This is a genomic window from Streptomyces liliiviolaceus (assembly GCF_018070025.1).
GTDB classification, from domain to species: Bacteria; Actinomycetota; Actinomycetes; order Streptomycetales; family Streptomycetaceae; genus Streptomyces; species Streptomyces liliiviolaceus.
Window position 1 is genome coordinate 459,562 of record NZ_JAGPYQ010000001.1, and the last position, 21,318, is coordinate 480,879.

The following is a 21,318-nucleotide window of genomic DNA, read 5'->3' on the forward strand; positions in this document are numbered from 1 at the left end:
CATCGATGTTCACACGCCGGGGGCCACCGGGCATCAGGGTCGACCCCCGAGACTCCCCTGATCTTCGAATCCGGCCCCGACGGGCGGCTGTGGGACCGCTGCGCCGGGGCTGCGGCGCCTGGGCCGCCGTGCCTGGGCCGCCGTGCCTGGCCCGCGGTGCCTGGGCCGCGGTGCTCCGGCGCCGATGCTGTGCGAGCGTGGCTCGGACCACCACGCCCCGTCGCTCCGCACCCCCGGCGCAGCCCCGCCCAGCCCCCCGCCGCGAGGCTGTCCAAGCACCGGCACCCCACCGCTCCCCCGCCCGACGCCCCACCCCTCCCCGCCCGGCGTCGCACGGGTCTGGGGGGTGTCTCGGGGGACGAATTCAGGGTTCGGCCAGGGTTGTTTCGACTGCCGTTGCGGCGTCGCGGCCGTCACCATGGACGTATGAGCGATCAGCAGCACGCCGCGGAGCGTCCGGGGCCCGGGCCGGGCCCCGGACCCGGCGCGAGTGCGGCCACGGGTCCGAACAGCGGGCCGCAGGACTCCCCGCCGGCGGCGGACGCCCGGGCGGACACAGCCGCACCCACCGCACCCACCGCCGGTGAGGAGCCGCGTGCGCCCGAGGTTCCGCGCGGGTTCCGGCGCGACCGGCGGCACCGGATGCTGGGCGGTGTGTGCGCGGGGCTGGGGCGGCAGTGCGACATGGACCCGGTGATCTTCCGGGTCGTGCTCGCGGTGCTCTCCGCGACCGGCGGGCTCGGCCTCATCTTCTACGGCTTCGCCTGGCTCTTCGTCCCGTACGACGACGAGGAGGAGAACGAGGTGCGCAAGCTCCTCACCGGCCGCGTCGAAGGCCAGGCGCTGGCGGGCGTGCTGTTCGCCCTGGTCGGCTGCGGTGTCTTCCTCTCCATGCTGAACAACGCGAGCGTGCTCACCTTCGCGACGACGCTCTCGCTGCTCCTCGCGGGCGCCGGCTACTGGTCGCGGCAGCGCGGCACCGACGTCCCCGATCCGTCCCCCAGCTCCCGGGTGCGCTCGGGCAGGGGCGGGCCCATAGCCGCGCAGGCCGTCGCCGACGCTCCGCCCGAGGCGCAGGCACCGCCCGTGCCCGCCGCCTTCCCCTCCTGGTGGCGGGAGCCCATCGTCAAGGACGGGACGTACGAGGGCGGCACGGGCTATCTGTGGGGGCCCAAGGGCACATGGGACCGGGACATCGCGGCGGCGGTCACCATCGCGCACGGCGGCGGCTCCGACCGGGACATACGGACACGGAACGCCAAGCCGCGCGGCCCCCGCGGGATCGGCGGCCGGGTGTTCCTGCTCGCCCTGATCGCGGGCGCGCTCGGTACGCGTCTCACCTGGGACGACCACACACTCGGCACCAGCCTGCAGACCGGCCTGGCCTGTGCGCTCGCCGTGTTCGGCCTGGGCATCGCGGTCAGCTCGTTCCGCGGGCGTACGGGAGCGGGGTCGATCTTCCTCGCGATCGTCACGGCGGGGCTGCTGGCCTGCTCGGCGGCGCTGCCTGCGGACATCACGACCCACTGGGAGCGGGTGGACTGGACACCGGCGACGGCGGCGGCCGTACAGGAGCAGTACGACCTCGGCACGGGCGTCGGCACGCTCGACCTCAGCCGGATCGACCTCGGCAAGGGCCGCACCGTGACGACGAACGCCGAGGTGGGCATGGGGCAGCTCAAGGTCGTCGTACCGAAGGACGTGACGGTGAGGCTGAACATCGAAGTGGGCGTCGGGGACATCCAGTTGCCGGGTGAGGACAGACAGGACGTGGACGTGGCTCCCGGCAAGCACAAGGAACTGACGCTCACGCCCGCGGAGGGGAGCAAGGACGGCGGCACGCTCGACCTCACTCTCGAAGTCGGCCTGGGACAGGCGGAGGTGGCCCGTGCGACGTCATGAGTTCAAGCCGGGCAGGCTCATAGCGGGTCTCTTCCTGACCCTCACGGGTGTCGTCTACGCCGGCGACGCGGGCGGCCTCTGGGAGACCCCGTGGTTCGCGGTGATCCCGCTCGTCACGGGAGGCCTGTGCCTGGCCGCTGTGACGGGCAGCGTGTCCCACGGGATACGGCGTCGTCACCGCCGTGCGATGCCCGCGCCCGACACCACGCACGCCCCGGGCTGACCCCGGCCCCGGGCCCACACGCGGCGCACCCCGGGTCCCGGGCCGTGACCCGGCAGCCCGGCGCATCGGGCCGGTGCGTCGTCGGGCCGATCGGTGCCCCGCCCAGCACCCGGTAGGGCTACCGGTGCCTGCCTAGTAGGCGCCCGCCCTGCGCCGTCGGCGGGAGCGCAGGGACGCGTCCACCGAGTACACGCCCGCTCCGGCCAGTACCAGGGGCAGCCAGGCCATCAGATAGGGGAGGTCGTTGCCGTAGTAGTACGGGTCAGCCGCCCAGCTCATCGTCAGCCAGAGGCTGAGCGAGATCAGTGCCCCGCCGACCGCGGCGAGGCGGGCCAGCAGGCCGATCAGGGTGCCGATGCCCACCGCGAGCTCGCCGAGAGCGATGGCGTAGCCGAAGCCGACGGGGTTCTTGAGAGAGAGGTCGATCAGGGCGGGGATCGCCGAGGAGTCACGGACCGCGCGCATCATGTCGCCGATGGAGCCGGCGCCGGAGTCGGACATGAAGGCGCTGTCGGTGAGTTTGTCGAGCCCCGCGTAGATGAAGGTGACGCCGAGGAAGACGCGCAGGGGCAGCAGCGCGTACCGCGTCGCGGTGTCCCGCCAGTCCCCGCCGCCGCCGTCGTCCGAGTATCCGGAGTGCGTGTCCATGCGCATGCCGTGAGCCATAGCCCTCCGCCACCTCTCAACCGCCGAACGGTTCACCCCTCAACAAGACAATACGTACGGGGACGAGTCCTCGCTCAGGGGCGGACACATAAATTTTCACCACGTCCACCCGATCGTCCCCATTGATCCTGATCCCCATTGATCCTGGTCTCCGGAAGGGAGGGAGTCCCGCAGTGGCCCGAGCGCTCTCAGTCCGTCACGTCGATCTCCACGCGGTTCGTCTCCACGCCCGCCGCGGTGACGACCTGTACCTCCACCCGCCCCGGTTCCACGTCCGCGGGTACGGGGACGGTGAGGACCGCGTCGGAGGGGTTGCGGAAGCCGCCCGGCACCGGGACCAGCGGGACGTGGACGTGCACCGCGCCGATCCGTACCACCATCCGCGACAGCCGGTCGGCGCTCTGCGCGCCGGGCGGTACGAACCCGGCGCCCCGGATCTCGATGTCGTCGCCGGTCCTGATCGGCGCGTCCAGGTCCCCGGCCTCGCGCGAACGCACGACCGAGAGGATCACCGGCCGGCCGCCCTCGGCGTACTTCGCGGCGACGTACGTGGCGGCCGAGACCAGCACCATGACCGCGAGGCCCCACGGCAGGTCCGGCAGCTGTTCGGGACGCCGGGCCAGCCGTACCGCCGCGAAGACCAGCGCGACGGCGCCCAGCACCGCGTACTGCGTGTCCGCGAAGCTGCCGCGTCCGGAGTCGTCGGTCAGCAGGTCGGCGGCCCGGGGCCGGTCGGCCCGTACCTTCTGCAGCCGCTGTCCGAGGACGCGCAGCCCCACCACCCGCCGTACCAGCACGGCGATCGCGCACACGACGGCGAGGACGGTCACGATGCCCGCGCCCCGGGCGAGTTCGAGCCCCTCGATCAGGGAGTCCCGTTCGGTGTGCGAGGACGCCCCGGCCAGCCGCCCGGCCAGTACGAGCACGGCGTAGACGACGAACAGCACCCAGCCGGCGGCCACCACGCGGGAGGTGGAGAGCCGGTTGTCCTCACCGATGACCGGCGCCAGCACCCCGCCGCGCGCCCGGTGGAACCACGAGGCGGCGGTCAGCGCCACGGCCACGACGACCGCCGCGAGCAGCCCCGCGGTGCGCGCCGACGTCCAGCCCGCCCCGATCGCGGTGAGCGCCTGCACCAGCAGCAGGACGGCCACAAGGCCCCACACGGCCGCGACCGTTCGCCGCCAGACGAGTCCGAGCCAGACCTCCCCCTCGGCCCGGCCGCGCTCGGCGACGAGGTCGGCGGACTGGGTCAGCGCGTCCGACACCCACTGCCGCGAGGCGCCGGCCGAGTGCGCGACCGCGGCCGGCAGCCCGTGTCCCGACGCGAGTTCGTCCCGCTTGGAGAGGAACGCGGCGACGGCCCGCCGATGGCCCTCGCGCGCCCCGTGCGGGCAGTCCCCGCAGGCACAGCCGCCCTCGTGCCCGCCCCGACCGGGACCCCGGCCGGGGTCACGCCCCGTGCCCTGTCCCGTCTCCTGCACCGCCACGCCCGTTGCCGCCTTCCGTCCCGCTCCGTCGAACATTCCCCGGCCGCGCGCCCACCCACCGCGCACGCCCACCCACCGCACATCCGCCCACCGCACACCTGCGTGGCCGCACAACTGCCGTGTGACGAGAGCGCATTGTGCCGTACCGCACACACCCCGCGTCCGCCAGGTCCGGTCAGCGCGGGTGAACCGGCCACCCCCGTGTTGACCCGGCTGCGAGAATTTGCGTATGGCCGAGATCATCCAGCGCGACGGGACCTGGGCCTTCGACGGCAGCACGGTCCGGATCACCCCGGGACTGCACCGTTCCGTGCCGCTGTTCCGGCAGACGTACGGAGAGATCGCCGTGCCCCTCGAAGCGGTCGCGGGCGTCGTCTACGAGCCCGAACGCAAGCGTGGCCGGCTGCGGCTGAGGCTTCGCGAGGGCGCCGACCCGCTCCTCCAGGCGACCGGGGGCAGGCTGCCCGACGCGGCGGATCCGTACCGGCTGTCGGTGGACATCGACCGTTCGGGGGTCGCCGAGTACGTCGCGGAGGAGATCCGGCACGCCCTGCTCATCGAACAGATCCCCAAGGAACCGGCCGGGGCGTATCTCCTGCCGGGCCCGCCGGTGCCCGTCTCGGTCCGCTCCAGCGACGGCACGGTCTCCTTCGACGGCGCCAGGGTCCGTATCGACTGGAGCGACACCTCGGACCGGGTGAAGCGCGCGACGGGCCCGCGCATCATCGGCCTGCCGGATCTGGTGCAGGTGGAGTGGCTGCCCAACTCCGGTTACGAGGACGGCTTCCTGCGGTTCGTGACGGACGACTCGGTGTTCTCCAAACTGCCGCCGGAGAAGGACCCGTTCGCGCTCGACCTGTGGGGCAGCGCGCGCCGCGATCTGCTCACGGCACTCGTCGCCACCGCGGTCATGGCCCGTCTCCCGCACCCGTCCGCCCGGACGGCCGGCCGACACGGTCGGGGCGAGCTCGTACGGGGAGATCCGTCCCTGCTGCTCGCTGCCGCGCCCGGCGACTCCGTACCGCCCCAGGTGCCCCGGACTCCCCGCGCGCAGCAAGGACCCCAGGCGCGTCCATCGACGCCGGAGGGTATTCACGACGTACTCCTGCGCCGGCTGCGGGAGTTGGGCGAGTTGCATCGGGACGGCGTGCTCACCGACGAGGAGTTCGCGACGACGAAAGCGGCCGTGCTGCGCGACTTCCGGTGAGCCGCGGCATCCCCGGCGAGGCGGGTCCCATGGCGAGGCGCGTCCTCCCGCGCGGCATGTCCTGAGGCACGTCAGGACAGCAGGTCCGGCTCGCTGCGGCTGATGTCCTGCCACAGCGGCTGGTAGTTGATCCACGCCACCAGGTCCCCGCCGGTCTGTTCCCGTGTCGCGACCGCCTGCTTGTGGTCGATCAGCACCGGCCGTCCGGCCGCGCGGGCGGTGAGCTGCACCTGGCTGGAGCGTTCCATGGACAGGAACCACCAGGCCGCCGCGTCCACCGAGTCGCCGACCGTCAGCAGCCCGTGGTTGCGCAGCACGAGCGCCTTGAACGAGCCGAGCGCGGTGGCGATGCGCCGCCCCTCCTCGGCGTCCACGGCGACCCCCGAGTAGGCGTCGTACAGCGCGTGGTCCTCGTAGAACGCGCAGCTCTCCTGGGTGATCGGGTCGAGGAGATCGCCGAGCGCGGACAGGGCGCGGCCGTGCACCGAGTGGCAGTGGGCGACCGCGACGACGTCGGGCCGGGCCGCGTGCACCTGGGCGTGCACGGTGAACGCGGCCTGGTTCACGTGATAGCGGCCCTCCAGCACCTGCCCGTCCGCGTTGGCCATCACCAGGTCCCCGACGGTGACATGCTTGAAGGGCATTCCGAACGGGTTCACCCAGAAGCAGTCGCTGTACTCCGGGTCGCGCGCGGTGATGTGGCCGGAGACCCCGTCCTCGAAGCCGAGCCGTCCGAAGAGCCGCAGCGCGCCCGCGAGGCGTTCCTTGCGGTGCCGGCGCTCGTCGTCGAGCGACTCGTGCATGGGCGGCATCGCGAACCGCAGTCTGTCGGTGGGAAGGGGCAGGGGCGGTGTGGGCCCGTGCATATGTCCTCCAGCCCTGAGGGGCGGACTCCGTACGTGTTTACGGGCGGGAAGTTACCGGCGGTCTGCGCAGGAGAACAGAGATGTCGAAGAAGAGAGTGCACAACCGTTGTACGAGATCGCTGGTCTGCCTGACCGGAGCCATCACGCCCGTCGGGCACCCGAGCCGACGCCCCCTGGAGGGACCCCCCGTGCACAGCCTTCCCCACACGCTGTGCGGCCCGCGCCCCGCGACCGCATCCCCGTCCCGCCCATGACGAACATGAGGAACATCAAGAGCGCCAAGCGAACGCAGAGGACCAGGAACACCAAGAGACCCACGAGGGCCGATCGCCTGGTCACGGACATGCTCAGACAGGTCGCCACGCGTGACGTGGTCGTCCTGGACGACCGGGGCGGCTCCCCCCGCCGTCTCGCCGCACTGACGTACATCGCCGTGCAGTACGGCTTCCGGTACGAGCGGGCGAGCCGCGTCGGCCAGACGCTTCAGGTCCGGCTGGTGCGCGACTCCCGGCCCGAGGCCCGCGAGCGCAGTACGGCGGCTCTCGGCAGGCTGGCCGCGGGCCGCGCGCCCGGTATGCGTCCCGGCACGCTGAAACCCCTGCCGGACGTGGCGCCCACGGTGAACCTGCTGAAGACCCGTATCGAGTTCGACGCCCTGGACGACGACCTCGACTGGCGCCGCAAGGCCGTGTTCATGAGCGCCAGCGCGGCCTTCATGGCGCTGCTGCTGATCCCCGCGGGCTGGACGGCCTCGCTCGCCGCGGGCTTCATGATGGCCGCGGTGTTCGCGCTCCTCCTGCGCCTGGAGGTGGTACGCAAGGACCGGCTCGGTCGCCGTCTGCGGTCGGCGGGCCGCAACTCCCGCAGGACCGACCTGCGCAACTCGCTGCCGAAAAGGCGACACTAGATGTCGGGTATCGGCGCCACACTCGTCGTATGACTCACATGACCCGGACGGCCCGGTGACCCGGATGACTCGTACGACGTCGAACTGGGCGGCCTTCACCGCCGCGGAGCAGGATCTCGCCAGGACCGTCGAGGAACGGTTCGCGGCCTTCACGCACCACGTCCTGGCGACCCTCCGCAAGGACGGGTCGCCCCGCACGTCCGGTCTGGAGGTCCGCTTCCTGAACGGGGAGCTGTGGCTCGGCATGATGCCGGACTCGCGCAAGGCGCTGGACCTGCGCCGGGACCCGCGGTTCGCCCTGCAGGCGAACCCGGGGCCGGGCACGGACGCGGGCGGCGGAGACGTACGGATCGCGGGCCGCGCGATCGAGGTCGAGGATCCACGGGAGAAGGCCGGGTACGGCGAAGAGGTGAAACCGCCGGAGCCGTTCCACCTCTTCCGCACCGAACTGACGGAGGTCGTACGGACCTACGTCGAGAACGACACGTATCTGGTCGTCCAGATCTGGCAGCCCGGAGTGCCGGTGCGCACCCTCAGGCGGACCTGAGCCCCGAAGGGCCCGGGGCCGCTACTCCCACTCGATGGTGCCCGGCGGCTTCGACGTCACGTCGAGGACGACGCGGTTGACGTCCGCGACCTCGTTCGTGATGCGGGTCGAGATCTTCGCGAGGACGTCGTACGGAAGACGCGACCAGTCGGCGGTCATCGCGTCCTCGGAGGAGACGGGCCGCAGCACGATCGGATGGCCGTACGTGCGGCCGTCGCCCTGGACCCCGACGGAGCGGACGTCGGCGAGCAGCACGACCGGACACTGCCAGATGTCGCGGTCGAGACCGGCCGCCGTCAGCTCCTCACGGGCGATGGCGTCGGCCTCGCGGAGCAGGTCGAGCCGCTCCTTGTCGACCGCGCCGACGATGCGGATGCCGAGGCCGGGGCCGGGGAACGGCTGGCGCTGGACGATCTCGTCCGGCAGGCCGAGCTCCTGGCCGACCATCCGGACCTCGTCCTTGAAGAGCTGGCGCAGCGGTTCGATCAGCTGGAACTCAAGGTCTTCGGGGAGCCCGCCCACGTTGTGGTGGGACTTGATGTTGGCGGTGCCCGTACCGCCACCGGACTCGACCACGTCGGGGTAGAGCGTGCCCTGGACCAGGAAGGCCACCTCCGGGCCCTCGTCCGCGATGATCTCCGCCTGGGCCTGCTCGAAGACCCGGATGAACTCGCGGCCGATGATCTTCCGCTTCTCCTCGGGGTCCGAGACGCCCTTGAGGGCGGTGAGGAAGCGCTCCTCCGCGTCCACGACCTTCAGCTGTACGCCGGTCGCCGCCACGAAGTCCTTCTCGACCTGCTCGGTCTCGCCCTTGCGCATCAGACCGTGGTCGACGTACACGCAGGTCAGCTGGGTGCCGATGGCCTTCTGCACGAGGGCCGCGGCGACCGCGGAGTCCACGCCGCCGGAGAGGCCGCAGATGGCGCGCTTGTCGCCGACCTGCTCGCGGATCAGCGCGATCTGCTCCTCGATGACGTTGCCGGTGGTCCAGTCCGGGCTCAGGCCCGCGCCCCGGTACAGGAAGTGTTCGAGCACCTGCTGGCCGTGCGTGGAGTGCATGACCTCGGGGTGGTACTGGACCCCGTACAGCTTCTTCTCGTCGTTCTCGAAGGCCGCGACCGGGACGACGTCCGTGGAGCCGGTGACGGTGAAGCCCTCGGGGGCGGCGGAGCAGGCGTCGCCGTGCGACATCCACACCGACTGCTCGTCCGGGGTGCCCTCGAAGAGCGTCGAGCCGGACTTGCTGACGTGCAGCTGGGTACGGCCGTACTCGCGGGCGCCCGTGTTGTCGACCGTGCCGCCGAGGGTGGTCGCCATCAGCTGGAAGCCGTAGCACATGCCGAAGACGGGGACGCCGGCCTCGAAGAGCGCGCGGTCCAGGCGGGGGGCGCCTTCCGCGTACACCGACGAGGGGCCGCCGGAGAGGATGATCGCCGCGGGGTTCTTGGCGAGGATCTCGTCGACCGGCATGGTGCTCGGGACGATCTCGCTGTAGACCCGGGCCTCACGGACTCGGCGGGCGATGAGCTGGGCGTACTGCGCGCCGAAGTCGACGACCAGGACGGTGTCGGGGGTGGCGGCGGGGGACGCTTCTGGCACGGTTTGCCTTCCGGCGGTTTAGCGGGGCTGTGCGGTTGATTCTAACGGGGGTCCGGGGGCGGGGGGTCACGCCGGGTTTTTCCTCGCCCCCGCCGCCCCTTCCCTTCCCGTCCACGCATGGGGGCTGCGCCCCCTCGCCCCCCTTGTCCTCAAACGCCGGACGGGCTGAATGTGTCCGCCGGTCCGGCACCACTTCAGCCCGTCCGGCGTTTGAGGACCGGGGGTTCGGGGGCAGCGCCCCCGAGACAGGGACGGGAACGGGTAGGGACGTCTCAGGATGCGAACCGGGTTGGACCCAGCGGAGCGCGCAGGCATACTGCTCTCATGCTCACGCACCAGACCTTCGTCTTTACCTATGGCAACCGGCCCACCGGCTGCCATGGTCGTGCTGCTTGAGCAACTGACAAGCGACTTCCCAGGCGCCCCGGGCCGACAAGGCCCGGGGCGCCTGGCGTTTTCCGGACCTTGCCGCTCCGGGGCACCCCACTCCACGAGGAGCCCCAGACATGAGCGCAGCCACCCCCGCCGCAGCCCCCACGGACAAGACCGGCGCCCGCACCGAAGAGGCCGCCGACGTCATCACCGGCGCCCGCGACCGCATCGACGCCCTCGACGACCGCATCATCGGCCTGGTCCAGGAACGCATGGCCGTCTCGGCGGTCATCCAGGAGGCCCGGATCACCTCCGGTGGCCGCCGGGTGAACCTGTCGCGCGAGATGGAGGTCCTCGGCCACTACAGGGAGGCCCTGGGCAAGCCCGGCACCGCGCTCGCGATGACGCTCCTAGAACTGTGCCGGGGCCGCATCTGAGGGCCGGCGTCCGCGCCGACCGGAGCCCGCGGAACCGCGTACGCGCATCCCGTACGACATGCGCGTACGACGGACGTCCGGTGCACGCACGTACGCATGCCCTCTCACCCGTACGGCGCGTGACCGTCCCCCGGCGGGCTTCGTTCTCCCGATGTCCGTGCCAGCCAGGGGCGGGCCCGAAGAACCACGCGTGGCTCCGCTGGAACGGGAGGCGTACGGACGTGCGCCGTGGGACCCCGTTCCAGAGAAGTGACCGGACGGCAGGGGACAGCAGCCCGGTCACCCAAGAGAGGTCGGCTCCGGGGACGCCCGGAGCCGGCCGGCGGAATCTGCGCAAGGCCGGTCGAAACGGTTGCGTAGGCCGCGGCCCATCGAGCACGATGCCTAGAACACCCCGAGTCCTCAAGCGACATCCGTATTGCATCGCTCTACCGCCATTGGTCGAGACCACGCGCACTCCCCGAGTGCGCCGGGCGCAGACCGGTGGACAAGCCAATGAGCGGCGCTACCCCCCGGCGCCGCCTCCCCAGGCACCGGCGCTGCCCTGACGTCGGTGCTGACCACGAAGGGCCCCGCGGATCGTCCCGCGGGGCCCTTCGCCAGTCCCGGCCACCGGCTAGCGGGCTTTCTTCGCGGGTTTCGCGAGTTTCGCCAGCTGCGCCTCGACCAGCTCGGCCGGGACCTCGATCTTGTCCGCGTCCAGCATGTTCATGGAGCTGAAGGCCACCAGCGTCGTACCGTCGCGGACGACCGTGTACGCGGCGGGCACCTGCGCCCCCTCGATCGAGGCGACCAGCCTGAACGCGACGGACTCGTCACCCAGGTCCGGGTCGGCCGCCGGCTTGACGTTCTTGTAGTCGTAGTCGGCGTGCCGGTACGCCGTGCACTTCTCGGTCGCCGACCGCAGGCCGTCCATCACCTCGTCCGCCTCGCCGGACCGGTAGGAGAGAAGGGCGAACGTGATCACCGAGGCGTTCATCTCGTCCTTCGGCACGGCGCCGCGGCTGACTCCCGCCCGCGAGGCCGGGTCGGTGGAGAACAGGAACATGTCGGCGATCGGCTGGCACTTCGACGGGGTCGCCGGGACGGTCTGGCCCAGGAGGTCCGCCCCTTCCGACTCCTCGACCTCGAAGCCCTTGACGTCCCCCGTCGCGAGCGCGGCCTTCTTCAACTGCGCCTCGGTCAGGGGACCGTCGCCCTTCCGCGCGCCGCCGCCCGAGGAGTCCTGCGGGTCGCGTGTGCCCTGCGGGGCCCCGGTGCCCTGCGGGTCCTCGGCGTCCTGACTTCCCCCGGCGGGCGCCTTCGTCTCCTCGCCGCCCGTCGTCCGTCCGCTCGCCTTCGACGACGACTTCCCGTCCCGACCGTCGCCGCCTCCGCCCCCGCCGCAGGCCGCGACACAGCCGAGGACGGCGACGGCCGACGCGGCCACCAGAGGGCGCGCGATCTTCATCCTCGTCCTTGTCCTTGTCCTCACGTGCGCGGTCGTCATGCGGGCGGTCATCATGTGCGCGACACCGACCCGCACGACCCCTCACCGGAGTCGCCGTCACCTGCGCCACCGTCGTCGTCCCCGATGTCCCGGCTGCGGTCGTACGGGTCGACCGCGGGCCCGCTCGGGGGCGCGCCCGTCGGTCCGCCGGAGGCCAGCCGCGGGTGCAGGAAGCCGTCGTACACGCCGCACGCGGAGTTGGCGATGTCGTCGTCGTACCTGATGACCGCCAGCCTGCCCGGTGTGGCCTCGTACTTCGCGGGGTCGAGGAGCCGCAGGTCGATGACGCGGCGCACGATGGTGCGGGCCACCTCGCCGGAGTCCGGGTCGGCGGGGGCCAGCGCGTAGACGAAGGTGTAGTCGACGTGGATGTCCAGCGCCCCGTCCTTCCCGCCCTCGAACGTCGTACGGCCACGGGTCTTGACCACGTCACCGACGAGCCGTACCTCGTCCTGGTCGAAGCGGCTGAAGAAACGCAGCGGGTCGTGGCCCCTGCCGGGCTTGCGCAGCCAGGACCTCAGGTCGTCGACGAACTCGGGCTGCTTGGGGTCGAGCACCTCGCCGAGGACGGTCTCGGGGGTGTCGCCGAGCAGCGTCCCGCGGTCGACGTTCGCCCCGACGAGCAGGGTCCTGCTCTGTTCCAGGGCCCCGGCGACCTGCTCCTTCGAGAACGCGCCGACCGCTTTCGCCTCCGGCAGTACGATCCCGGCGGCGCCGTCGGCGTACCGCGCGGCCGGGGATCCGGCGAAGGGCTCGTCCAGGGTGGGCGATCCGGGCGCGGAACCCGGAGCCGCGGTCTCGGGCGCGGTCTCCGCGGGCAGCGGGGAGACCGCCGGACCCGAACCCGAGCCCATGACCGCGGCCGAGTCCGTGCCGAAGGGGTCGCCCGGCAGCAGGGACGGCTTCATGGCCACCACGGCGACCGCGAGGGCGAGCGGGATGCCGATGACCGTCCACACCCTGCGGCGCCGGGCCCTGCGCCCGTTCGCCCCCTGACCGACGGGGTCCGCGCGCCAGGCCGGGGGCAGTTCACCGCGGGCGTCCTGCTGGCGCAGCCGCTCGGTCACCATGCGGGCGCGCGCGGACGGCTCCTTGGGCGCCTGCGAGATCCGGATGTCCCGCTCGCTGTCCTGGACGAACCGTTCCCACACGTCGTCGGGTATGGACTCCCCGGACCCAGCGGACCCACCGGACCCGCCTGGCTCGCCGGACCCGCCTGGCTCGCCCGGCTCCTCCGGCGCCTTCCCGGACGGCTTCTCACTCACGACGCTCGCGCCTCTCCCCCATGGCCGACGTGCTGGTCGACGTACCGGTCGACGTGCTCGAACAGTCGACCGAGGGTCAGTTCTAAGGTGTGGGCACGGGAGTTCACAAGTCGAGCCCGCGTGTGACCCAGCCCACATAAGAATTCTGTGAGTTTGAGGACAACCCTTCACAGGAGTCACAGGTCTCACTTACGGAACCAACGGCCATACCCGTGTCCGCCACGCGGAGGCCTCCCGAATCTCGTGCCGTGACATCGCGGCGCACCGGACTTTCCGAGGTCTTCATGAAGCTTCGCCGTGTCATGGTCGCTGCGGCCACGACGGCTGTCATAGCCCCGCTCGCGCTGCTGTCGGCCCCGGCCGCTTATGCGACCGACCCCGCGCCCACCGGCACCGAGACCACCACGGCTCCCGTGACGCCGGGCGCGACGGAGACCGAGACCACCGAGACGACGACGCCTCCCGCGTCGCCCGAGACGACGCCGCCGGCCTCCACGCCCCCCGCGGACACGCCGACCTCGACCCCGCCGGCGACCAGCCCGGCGCCGAGCACCACCCCGCCCGGGGAGTCCGAGACCCCGGACCCCGAGCCGTCGGTGTGCGAGGACACCAAGGTCGACGTCAGCATCACCGGCCTGCCCGGCAAGATCGCCGTGGGCAGCGGCTGGCACGTGTTCTCGCTGAGCGTCCTCAACTCCTCCGACTCGACGCTCCAGGACCTGGACTTCCTCGCCGGCGCCTCCTCCGACGTGGACGGCACGGACCTCTTCAAGAGCAAGCAGGTCCAGCTCCAGGCCTGGAACCCGGACGACAAGGTCTGGGAGGACCTCGACGAAGAGGGTTACGCGGTCGGCTTCGTCGGCTACACCGACGAGCTCAAGCCCGACTACGAGGTGCTCGTCCCACTGCGTATCAACGTGAAGTCCACCGCTCCCGTCGGCGCGGGCTTCTCGCTCGGCGCGACGATCTACGGCGACGACGACGCGGAGTGCACCGGCTTCGGTGAGGTCGCGTACAAGTTCCAGATCGTCGCCGCGGGTACGGACACCGGTGGCACGAAGCCGCAGGAAGGCGGCAAGGCGCCGGTCAGCGACCAGAAGCCGGACAAGGCCGACACTCCGCAGGTGACCGGGAATCTCGCCGAGACCGGGTCCAGCTCCGCGCTGCCGACGATCGGGCTCGTCGGTGGGGTTGCGCTCGCCGCTGGGGTGGGGGCCGTTGTCGTTGCGCGGCGTCGCAAGGCTGGCTCCGACGCGTAGCGCTGCCGCTGGGCGTGGGGGATTTGACTGCGGGCCGGTGGGGGCCGGGCGCGCAGTTCCCCGCGCCCCTAGGGGCTGCGCCCCTTGAGGGCAACGCCCCGCGCGAGTCGCTGACGCGTCACGCATGACCGACTCGACTTGCTGTATGTGCGACCAGACGTAAGGACCTGCGCTCGGAGGGGGGCGCAGGTCCTTCGTCTTTGTCGGTTGCTTTTCTCTACTTCTTCGGTGGGATCGTCGGCATGCCGAGGAACGGGAGTTTCAGGGCGCCGAAGGCGTCCGCCGGGACCGCGGGGGTGAGCGGCTCGACCGCTTCGAGGCGCTCGTAGGCCGCGCCGGGCGCCGGACGCGGGTCCGTCTCACCCTTGTTGGGCCAGTACGACATCGCGCGCTCGGCCTGGGCGGTGATCGTCAGCGACGGGTTCACGCCCAGGTTCGCCGAGACCGCGGCGCCGTCGACGACGGAGATGCCCGGGTGCCCGTACAGCCGGTGGTAGGGGTCGATGACGCCCTCGTCGGCGGACGCGCCGATCGGGCAGCCGCCCAGGAAGTGGGCGGTCAGCGGGGTGCCCATCAGCTCGCCGACGTTGGAGCCGGGGAAACCGTTGATCTCGGCGGCTATCGCGGAGGCGCCCTCCGAAGCGGTCCTGATCTGCTTCGGGTTCGGGGCCCCGTGCCCCTGGCGGGCGGTCAGCAGGCCCTTGCCCGCGCCCTTCGGCTTGAGGTACGTGGTCAGGGAGTTGTCGAGGGACTGCATCACCAGGCCGATGATGGTCCGCTCCGACCAGCGGCGGTTGGAGAGGGAGCGCGCCACGAGAGTGGGGTGCTTCACCGCGTTGACGAGCCAGGCGAGCACCCTCGACGAGCCCTCCGTGTACGGAACCTGGAGGATCGACAGGCTGCCCATCGAGTTGGAGCCCTTGCCGTAGCGGACGGGCTCGATGTGCGTGTTGGCGTCCGGGTGGATCGAGGACGTGATGGCGACCCCGCGGGTGAAGTCGGCCCTCGCCTCGCCGGTGGCCTTGCGGTAGCGGCGGTCGCTGGTCTGCGCGCCGACCAGCGCCTCGGAGTTCGTACGGGTCAGCTCGCCCAGCCGCTTCGACAGGTACGGCAGCTGTCCGCCGTCCTTCATCCGGTGCAGCAGGGTCTGCGTACCGTACGTGCCGGCCGCGAGGACGACCCGGCGGGCCTTGAAGACCCGGCCCTCGCGCCCTGCGCCCTTGCGCCCGCGGTCCGTGGGGAGCGTCGAGACGGCGAAACCGCCCTGCGAGTCGTCCGTGACGGACACGACGGTCGTCAGGGGGTGGACGACCGCGCCCGCCTTCTCCGCGAGGTACAGGTAGTTCTCGTTGAGGGTGTTCTTCGCGCCGTGCCGGCAGCCCGTCATGCACTCGCCGCACTCGGCGCACGCGGTGCGGGCGGGGCCGGCGCCGCCGAAGTACGGGTCGTCGACCTGCTCCCCCGGCCGTGCCTTCACGGTCTTGTCGGCGTCCTCGCCGTCACCGAAGAAGACACCGACCGGCGCCATGTGGAAGGTGTCGCCCACGCCCATCCGCCCGGCCGCCGCCTTGAGATGGACGTCGGAGGGCGTCATGGTCGGGTTGAGCCGTACGCCGAGCATGCGCTGGGCCTGGTCGTAGTACGGCTTCAACTCCTCCTGCCAGTCGGTGATGTCCTTCCACTGCGGATCCTCGAAGAACGGCTTCGGCGGTACGTAGAGGGTGTTGGCGTAGTTGAGGGAGCCGCCGCCCACGCCCGCGCCCGCGAGCACCATGACGTTGCCGAGGAGGTGGATGCGCTGGAGGCCGTACATGCCGAGCTTCGGCGCCCAGAGGTAGTTCTTCAGGTCCCAGGAGTTCTTGGGCAGGGTGGCCCGGGTGAAGCGGCGGCCCGCTTCCAGGACACCTACGCGGTAGCCCTTCTCCGTCAGGCGGAGGGCGGTGACGGATCCGCCGAAGCCGGAGCCCACGACGATGACGTCGTAGTCGTACGTTTCCTGAGGCACGTGCTGTCTCCCCTTTGAGTGTGCCGTGCGGGTGCGTCGTGGCTGGGCGCGCGGTTCCCCGCGCCCCGGACGGGGCGCTCCTGGCGAGGCGCTCCTCACGAGGCGCTCCTAGCGGAACCGGAATGCCTTCATCAGTTTCAGGCTGCGGCTCATGAAAGCTGCGTACTTCTCGTCGTCCATGCCCAGGGACGGGGCCATCGGCAGCAGGCGCTGCTGGGCGACCGTCTGGGCCTCCGTGTACTTGAGGATGCCCTCGGAGCCGTGGCGGCGGCCGAGGCCGGAGTCCTTCATGCCGCCCATCGGCGACTGGACACTGCCGTACGCGGGCCCGTAGCCCTCGTTGATGTTGACCGTTCCGGTGCGCAGCCGGGCCGCGACCTTGGCGCCGCGACGGCCGTCCTTCGTCCAGACCGACGAGTTGAGGCCGTACGCCGTCGCGTTGGCGGAGGCGATCACCTCGTCCTCGTCCTCGAAGCGGTAGATCGAGACGACCGGGCCGAAGGTCTCCTCGCCGCAGACCGCCATCGGCGACTCGACGCCGTCGAGGATGGTCGGCTCGAAGAAGTACGGGCCGATGTCCGGGCGCGCGACACCGCCCGCGACGACGGTCGCGCCCTTGGCGACGGCCTCCTCGACGTGCCGGGTCACGGTCTCCAGCTGGCGTTCGCCGACCAGCGAGCCCATCTCGGCGCCGTACGCGAGGGACGTGCCGAGCCGCATCGCCCTGGTGCGGGCGGCGAACCGCTCCAGGAACGTGTCCGCGATCGACTCGTGGACGTACAGCCGCTCGATGCTGATGCACAGCTGCCCGGCCGACGAGAAGCAGGCGCGGACCGCGCCGGCCGCCGCCCGGTCGATGTCGGCGTCCTCCAGGACCAGCATGGCGTTCTTGCCGCCGAGTTCCAGGGACACGCCGACCAGCCGGGCCGCCGCGCCCTGGGCGACCTCGCGGCCGGTGCGGGTGGAGCCGGTGAAGGAGACGTAGTCGGCGTGCTTGACGACCTCCGGGCCGATGACCGGGCCCTCGCCGAGGACGACCTGGAAGACGTCGGCCGGCAGGCCCGCCTCGATCAGCAGGTCACGGGCCCACAGGGCGGTGAGGCAGGTCTCGGTGTCGGGCTTCATCACCACGGCGTTGCCCGCGACGAAGGCGGGCAGCGCGTCGCCGACGGAGAGTTCCAGCGGGTAGTTCCAGGGGGCGATCTGGCCGACCACGCCTCGCGGGTGGCGCAGCTCGGTGACCTTGGTGAGGGTCGGCATGGCGCCCGCGTGCCGCTTGGGGCGCAGGTAGAAGGGGGCGCGGCGGCCGTAGTGGCGGGCCGCGACGGCGACCGCCTGGACCTCCTCGTGGGCGTGCAGCCGGGCCTTGCCGGTCTCCAGCTGGATCAGGTCCAGCACCTCGGCCTGGCGGGCGAGCACGAGGTCGTGGAAGCGCAGGAGGACGGCCGCGCGCTCCTTGACGGGGATCTGGCCCCAGAGGAACTGGGCGGCGCGCGCCCGCTCGTAGGCCAGTTCCACGTCCTGCGGGGTGGACTCCGGCAGGTCGGCCAGCTTCTCGCCGGTGAACGGCGTGTGGTTGGCGGTGCGGCCCGAGCCGACCACGCCACGGGTGAGCTGGGCGATCAGCTCGGGCGTGACCACGTCAGCAGCCGTACGGGCGCCTTCGGGGGCGGGCGCGAGAGGGTTGGTACCGGTCTTTTCCGGGGCCTGTGCCGGGGCCTGCGAGTCCGTCATGAGCCGCAGGGTATGCCCGCCCGCGCTCTTTGGGTACCCGTCGGTAACAGGGTTTCACCGAGTACACACAAGGCGCCAGTGATCACTGGCAGTAAATGCCCTGATCAGGGTGTTGTCCGGTCCTCGATCTCAAGACGCTCCCGCGCCCCCTTGAACACCGCGGTGCCCCTCTTCTCGTCCGCCGTCCCCTTGGGCATGTCCACCCGAAGCTCGTACAGAAGGCTGTCGTCGGTGAGGATCATCAGCTCCATGACACGGGTCAGATCGCCCTCGGTGTCGTAGGTGGTGTCGGCGAGCACGGCCTCGAACCCGTGGAAGGACGTCCGCGTGTACTGCGTCCGCGACTCGCCGTAGCCCGCCCAGGTGTCGCCCTGGTGCCGCGCCCGGGCCATCGGCGAGCTCGGCGCCCTGTCCCACAGGGTGAGCCGGACCTGCACGACCTCGTCGTTGTCGAAGATCGCCATGCGCGGCTGGTCGTCGGCGCCGCCCTGCTCGTGGAAGCGCACGAACTGGCGGGGGAGGTGGAGGACCGCCTTCAGGTCCTTCTCGGGACGGGCGGTCCACACCTCGTCGGCCGTGGGCCCGGCCGCGGTCTCGGGGGAGGTCACCGACGAGTTCACCGGGGCCCTGTCCCCCGCGGCCCTGCCGCCGCCACCGCCGTCGCCGGTGAGCGAGGTACCGAGCCAGACGCCGCCCGCCAGGAGCAGGGCGCCGACGAGGGTGCCGCCGACGAGGCGGGGGGCGTGGCGGCGCCTCGGTGGCGGTTCCGGTTCCGGTTCCGGTTCCGGTGACGGTTTCGGTGATGGTTTCGGTTCCGGTCGTACGGCGTCGGGGTGGGCGGTGTCCGAGGCGGGGACCGGGACCGGGTCGTCACCTGGTTCTGCCGACGCCGCGGGCGCGTGTCCGAGCCGGACCGTTCCCGAGTCGTCCGCGAACTCGCGTAACGAGGAGACGTCCTGCGGGGCCGTCAGGTCGCCCCGCGGTACCGGCCAGCCCTCCGCCACCGCCTCCAGCGAGGCGGCGACCTCGTCGGCGTCCGGCCGCTGGTCCGGGTCCTTCGCCAGGAGCCGGACGATCAGCGGCCCGAGCGGTCCCGCGTGCTCGGGTTCCGGCGGCTCGGCGGACAGGATCGCGGCGAGGGTGGACTCCAGCGTCGTACGCCGGAACGGGGACCAGCCCTCGACGGCCGCGTACAGGCAGACGCCCAGGGACCACATGTCCGCGGCAGGGCCCGCGCCCCGGCCGGACATCCGCTCCGGCGCGATGAATTCGAGGGAGCCCACGAACTCCCCGCTCATGGTGAGGGATTCCTCGCCCTGGATGTGCGCGATGCCGAAGTCGGTGAGCACGACGCGGCCGTGCTGTCCGAGCAGGACGTTCACGGGTTTCACGTCGCGGTGCACGATGCCCTTGGCGTGCGCGGCCTTCAGGGCGCCCACCACGGACAGCCCGATCCGCGCCGACTCGGTGGGCGGGAGCGCGCCGCGCTGCAGCACCTCGTGGAGGGACTCGCCGCGGATCAGCTCCATCACGATCCAGGGCAGTCCGTCCTCCACGACCACGTCGTGGATCGCCACGGCGCCGGGATGCTCCACACGCGCCGCCGCCCGCGCCTCGCGCTGCAGCCGGTGGTACGCGCGCTGGTGGGCGGCGTCCCGCGGATCGCCGGGCAGCCGGGGCTCCTTGACCGCGACGTCCCGCCCCACGAGTTCGTCCGTGGCCCGCCACACGGTGCCCATGCCGCCCGAGCCGATGCGCTCGGTCAGCCGGTAACGGCCGCCGACCAGACGCCCCCCGTCATCGCTCATGTCCCATCAGTACCGCGCTGGGACGGAGCTTGTCGATGTTCGGCCCGTGTACGCGGTGGATCAACGGTGGGTCGACGACGGGGCACCGGTGGGTCAGGCCGTGGGAGGTGTCCGGTTCACGGGCAGGGGCTCCTCCCGGGGCAGGGCCCGGTGCTTGGGAAGCGCCGTACGCCCCACCGCCGCCGCGAGTTTGCGCAGCCGGCGCCAGTCCATGGGCGGCTTGGTCTCCGGTACGCCCGGCCGGTTCCCGGGGACGCGTACACGCAGGGCACCGGGCTCGATCCGGCACCGTACCGGCGTGGGCAGCATGAGGGCCTCGCCGTCCACGCCGACCTCGATCTCGGGGCGGTCGGCGTCCACCACCACCTCGCGGGCGGTCAGTACCGTGAGCCCGGTGGAGTGCCTGCCCAGCAGCAGCCCGGCAGCCTCGGCGGCGTTCTCGACCCGCACGCCGAGGACACCCAGCACACCGGACTCCAGCCGTTCGCGGTAGCCGAGGCCCGCCGGATCGTCCATGCGGTAGGGGTTGTTGCTCACCAGGAGGGCCTGGGGTCCGTCGACGACGGTCGCCGCCGTGGCGCCCGCCGCCCGAGGACCGGTGGCCCCGTCCGTCTCCTCCACACGGGCGGTCAGCCGCGGCCCCCGCTGGTGCGTGAGCAGTTCGGGCAGCAGCTCCAGCGTCGTACGGACCTTGTCATCGCGGTACTCGGGGCTCTGCACGACGACCGCGTACGCCCCGAACGAGGCGTTGTTGACGAAGGGGTACGTGTCCGCGAAGCCGAGGTCGACGTGGAGTTCGACGCCGTCTTCCGTGAGGGCGTCGAGGCTCGCCGCCGGGTCGTTGCGGTCGAGCCCGAGGTCCATGGCGAAGTGGTTGCGGGTTCCGGCGCACACGACGAGGAACGGTATGCCGTGCTCCGCGGCGACGGCGGCGACCAGCGCCTGCGTACCGTCGCCGCCCGCGACGCCGAGCAGGTCGGCGCCGTCCGCGACGGCCCCTTGGGCGAGTTCGGTCACGTCCTCGTGCCGTTCGGGGTCGAGGAGGTGGACCCGGGCGCCGAGTTTTTCGGCCTTCTCCTTCAGGCCGAACCGCTCGACCTTTCCGCCCCCTGAGCGCGGGTTCATGATGAGGAAGGGGCTGGTGGGGGCGGGAGTCCGGTGCTCCCGGACGCTCACCGTGTGGGACTTGGTGCTGCTGAGCGCGAACTTCCCGGCCCAGACGGCGAATCCCCACAGGGCCAGGGACACGATGACGACCCAGAGCAGGTTCTCCGCGGCGAAGAACCAGACGACCGCGGCGGGGGTCGTGACGGCCAGCGCCACGGCTGCCGCGCGGGACGGGCCCCGGAGGGTCAGCACCCACCACAGGGCGGCCACGGTGACGGCCGTGCCCAGCGCTCCCACCGCGACGAGGAGCAGGCTGGTGACTCCGCCGTAGCCGAGCGGCAGCAGGACCGCGAGGGCGGCGCCGGTCAGGGCGGCGCGGGCCGCCCAGCGCTGCCGGGCATGTGCCCGCCCGTCAAGATCCAGGCCCACGCCTGC

At 71.9% G+C, this 21,318-nt stretch carries 17 protein-coding genes; 7 read left to right on the forward strand and 10 right to left on the reverse strand.

Features of this window, described 5'->3' with window-relative positions; translation table 11 throughout:
* Nucleotides 1–426 precede the first annotated feature (426 nt).
* Together J8N05_RS01985 and J8N05_RS01990 are read left to right on the forward strand one after the other, a co-directional pair.
* Complete coding sequence (locus tag J8N05_RS01985) at nucleotides 427–1,902, forward strand: PspC domain-containing protein (RefSeq protein ID WP_210880766.1); 1,476 nt, start codon at nucleotides 427–429, stop codon at nucleotides 1,900–1,902.
* On the forward strand, nucleotides 1,889–2,125 hold the full coding sequence (locus J8N05_RS01990) for a hypothetical protein (protein ID WP_210880767.1): 237 nt from the start codon (nucleotides 1,889–1,891) through the stop codon (nucleotides 2,123–2,125). Before J8N05_RS01985 ends, J8N05_RS01990 begins: the two co-directional genes overlap by 14 nt.
* A 132-nt stretch (nucleotides 2,126–2,257) precedes the next feature.
* Here the strand turns inward: J8N05_RS01990 and J8N05_RS01995 are convergent, their stop codons facing one another.
* Both J8N05_RS01995 and J8N05_RS02000 read right to left on the reverse strand, forming a co-directional pair.
* Nucleotides 2,258–2,791: a DoxX family protein gene (locus J8N05_RS01995; protein WP_210880768.1), complete on the reverse strand. Its 534-nt coding sequence runs from the start codon at nucleotides 2,789–2,791 to the stop codon at nucleotides 2,258–2,260.
* A 188-nt stretch (nucleotides 2,792–2,979) separates the two neighbouring features.
* Nucleotides 2,980–4,281, reverse strand: coding sequence for a hypothetical protein (locus J8N05_RS02000; RefSeq protein ID WP_210880769.1), 1,302 nt, complete (start codon nucleotides 4,279–4,281; stop codon nucleotides 2,980–2,982).
* A 229-nt stretch (nucleotides 4,282–4,510) separates the two neighbouring features.
* Between J8N05_RS02000 and J8N05_RS02005 the strand changes: the two genes are divergently transcribed.
* Nucleotides 4,511–5,488: a DUF4429 domain-containing protein gene (locus J8N05_RS02005; protein WP_210880770.1), complete on the forward strand. Its 978-nt coding sequence runs from the start codon at nucleotides 4,511–4,513 to the stop codon at nucleotides 5,486–5,488.
* A gap of 71 nt (nucleotides 5,489–5,559) precedes the next feature.
* Here J8N05_RS02005 and J8N05_RS02010 read toward each other — a convergent pair whose 3' ends face one another.
* Nucleotides 5,560–6,354, reverse strand: coding sequence for a class II aldolase/adducin family protein (locus tag J8N05_RS02010; RefSeq protein ID WP_210880771.1), 795 nt, complete (start codon nucleotides 6,352–6,354; stop codon nucleotides 5,560–5,562).
* Between the two features lie 250 nt (nucleotides 6,355–6,604).
* On the opposite strand from J8N05_RS02010, the gene J8N05_RS02015 reads away from it, so the two are divergent.
* Together J8N05_RS02015 and J8N05_RS02020 are read left to right on the forward strand one after the other, a co-directional pair.
* Nucleotides 6,605–7,261, forward strand: coding sequence for a hypothetical protein (locus tag J8N05_RS02015; RefSeq protein ID WP_210880772.1), 657 nt, complete (start codon nucleotides 6,605–6,607; stop codon nucleotides 7,259–7,261).
* Between the two features lie 64 nt (nucleotides 7,262–7,325).
* Nucleotides 7,326–7,808, forward strand: a complete 483-nt coding sequence (locus J8N05_RS02020) for a pyridoxamine 5'-phosphate oxidase family protein (protein ID WP_210880773.1) — start codon at nucleotides 7,326–7,328, stop codon at nucleotides 7,806–7,808.
* A gap of 21 nt (nucleotides 7,809–7,829) precedes the next feature.
* On the opposite strand, the gene guaA is transcribed toward J8N05_RS02020, so the two are convergent.
* Complete coding sequence (guaA, locus tag J8N05_RS02025; RefSeq protein ID WP_210880774.1) at nucleotides 7,830–9,407, reverse strand: glutamine-hydrolyzing GMP synthase; 1,578 nt, start codon at nucleotides 9,405–9,407, stop codon at nucleotides 7,830–7,832.
* Between the two features lie 506 nt (nucleotides 9,408–9,913).
* Between guaA and J8N05_RS02030 the strand changes: the two genes are divergently transcribed.
* A complete protein-coding gene (locus J8N05_RS02030; protein ID WP_210880775.1) occupies nucleotides 9,914–10,216 on the forward strand; it encodes a chorismate mutase in 303 nt (100 codons plus the stop codon).
* A 616-nt stretch (nucleotides 10,217–10,832) separates the two neighbouring features.
* On the opposite strand, the gene J8N05_RS02035 is transcribed toward J8N05_RS02030, so the two are convergent.
* On the reverse strand, nucleotides 10,833–11,666 hold the full coding sequence (locus tag J8N05_RS02035) for a hypothetical protein (RefSeq protein WP_210880776.1): 834 nt from the start codon (nucleotides 11,664–11,666) through the stop codon (nucleotides 10,833–10,835).
* A gap of 50 nt (nucleotides 11,667–11,716) precedes the next feature.
* On the reverse strand, nucleotides 11,717–12,970 hold the full coding sequence (locus J8N05_RS02040) for a hypothetical protein (RefSeq protein ID WP_308286784.1): 1,254 nt from the start codon (nucleotides 12,968–12,970) through the stop codon (nucleotides 11,717–11,719).
* A 284-nt stretch (nucleotides 12,971–13,254) separates the two neighbouring features.
* Here J8N05_RS02040 and J8N05_RS02045 point away from each other — a divergent pair, with 284 nt between their 5' ends.
* On the forward strand, nucleotides 13,255–14,229 hold the full coding sequence (locus J8N05_RS02045) for an LAETG motif-containing sortase-dependent surface protein (RefSeq protein ID WP_210880777.1): 975 nt from the start codon (nucleotides 13,255–13,257) through the stop codon (nucleotides 14,227–14,229).
* A gap of 217 nt (nucleotides 14,230–14,446) precedes the next feature.
* On the opposite strand, the gene J8N05_RS02050 is transcribed toward J8N05_RS02045, so the two are convergent.
* The 4 genes from J8N05_RS02050 to J8N05_RS02065 form a co-directional block, all read right to left on the reverse strand.
* On the reverse strand, nucleotides 14,447–16,234 hold the full coding sequence (locus J8N05_RS02050) for a GMC oxidoreductase (RefSeq protein WP_210880778.1): 1,788 nt from the start codon (nucleotides 16,232–16,234) through the stop codon (nucleotides 14,447–14,449).
* A 108-nt stretch (nucleotides 16,235–16,342) separates the two neighbouring features.
* Entirely contained in the window at nucleotides 16,343–17,968 is a 1,626-nt protein-coding gene (locus tag J8N05_RS02055) for a succinic semialdehyde dehydrogenase (protein WP_210880779.1), read from the reverse strand.
* Nucleotides 17,969–18,072: 104 nt separating this feature from the next.
* Entirely contained in the window at nucleotides 18,073–19,776 is a 1,704-nt protein-coding gene (locus J8N05_RS02060) for a serine/threonine-protein kinase (protein WP_210880780.1), read from the reverse strand.
* Nucleotides 19,777–19,869: 93 nt separating this feature from the next.
* On the reverse strand, nucleotides 19,870–21,312 hold the full coding sequence (locus J8N05_RS02065) for a diacylglycerol/lipid kinase family protein (protein ID WP_210880781.1): 1,443 nt from the start codon (nucleotides 21,310–21,312) through the stop codon (nucleotides 19,870–19,872).
* Nucleotides 21,313–21,318: the final 6 nt, after the last annotated feature.

What these genes read in the sequence shown, in the direction of transcription:
- J8N05_RS01985 (WP_210880766.1), top strand. Translation starts at nt 427, where the DNA reads ATGAGCGATCAGCAGCACGCCGCGGAGCGTCCGGGGCCCGGGCCGGGC.
- J8N05_RS01995 (WP_210880768.1), bottom strand. Translation starts at nt 2,791, where the DNA reads ATGGCTCACGGCATGCGCATGGACACGCACTCCGGATACTCGGACGAC.
- J8N05_RS02005 (WP_210880770.1), top strand. Translation starts at nt 4,511, where the DNA reads ATGGCCGAGATCATCCAGCGCGACGGGACCTGGGCCTTCGACGGCAGC.
- J8N05_RS02010 (WP_210880771.1), bottom strand. Translation starts at nt 6,354, where the DNA reads ATGCACGGGCCCACACCGCCCCTGCCCCTTCCCACCGACAGACTGCGG.
- J8N05_RS02015 (WP_210880772.1), top strand. Translation starts at nt 6,605, where the DNA reads ATGACGAACATGAGGAACATCAAGAGCGCCAAGCGAACGCAGAGGACC.
- J8N05_RS02020 (WP_210880773.1), top strand. Translation starts at nt 7,326, where the DNA reads ATGACTCGTACGACGTCGAACTGGGCGGCCTTCACCGCCGCGGAGCAG.
- J8N05_RS02030 (WP_210880775.1), top strand. Translation starts at nt 9,914, where the DNA reads ATGAGCGCAGCCACCCCCGCCGCAGCCCCCACGGACAAGACCGGCGCC.
- J8N05_RS02035 (WP_210880776.1), bottom strand. Translation starts at nt 11,666, where the DNA reads ATGAAGATCGCGCGCCCTCTGGTGGCCGCGTCGGCCGTCGCCGTCCTC.
- J8N05_RS02045 (WP_210880777.1), top strand. Translation starts at nt 13,255, where the DNA reads ATGAAGCTTCGCCGTGTCATGGTCGCTGCGGCCACGACGGCTGTCATA.
- J8N05_RS02055 (WP_210880779.1), bottom strand. Translation starts at nt 17,968, where the DNA reads ATGACGGACTCGCAGGCCCCGGCACAGGCCCCGGAAAAGACCGGTACC.
- J8N05_RS02060 (WP_210880780.1), bottom strand. Translation starts at nt 19,776, where the DNA reads ATGAGCGATGACGGGGGGCGTCTGGTCGGCGGCCGTTACCGGCTGACC.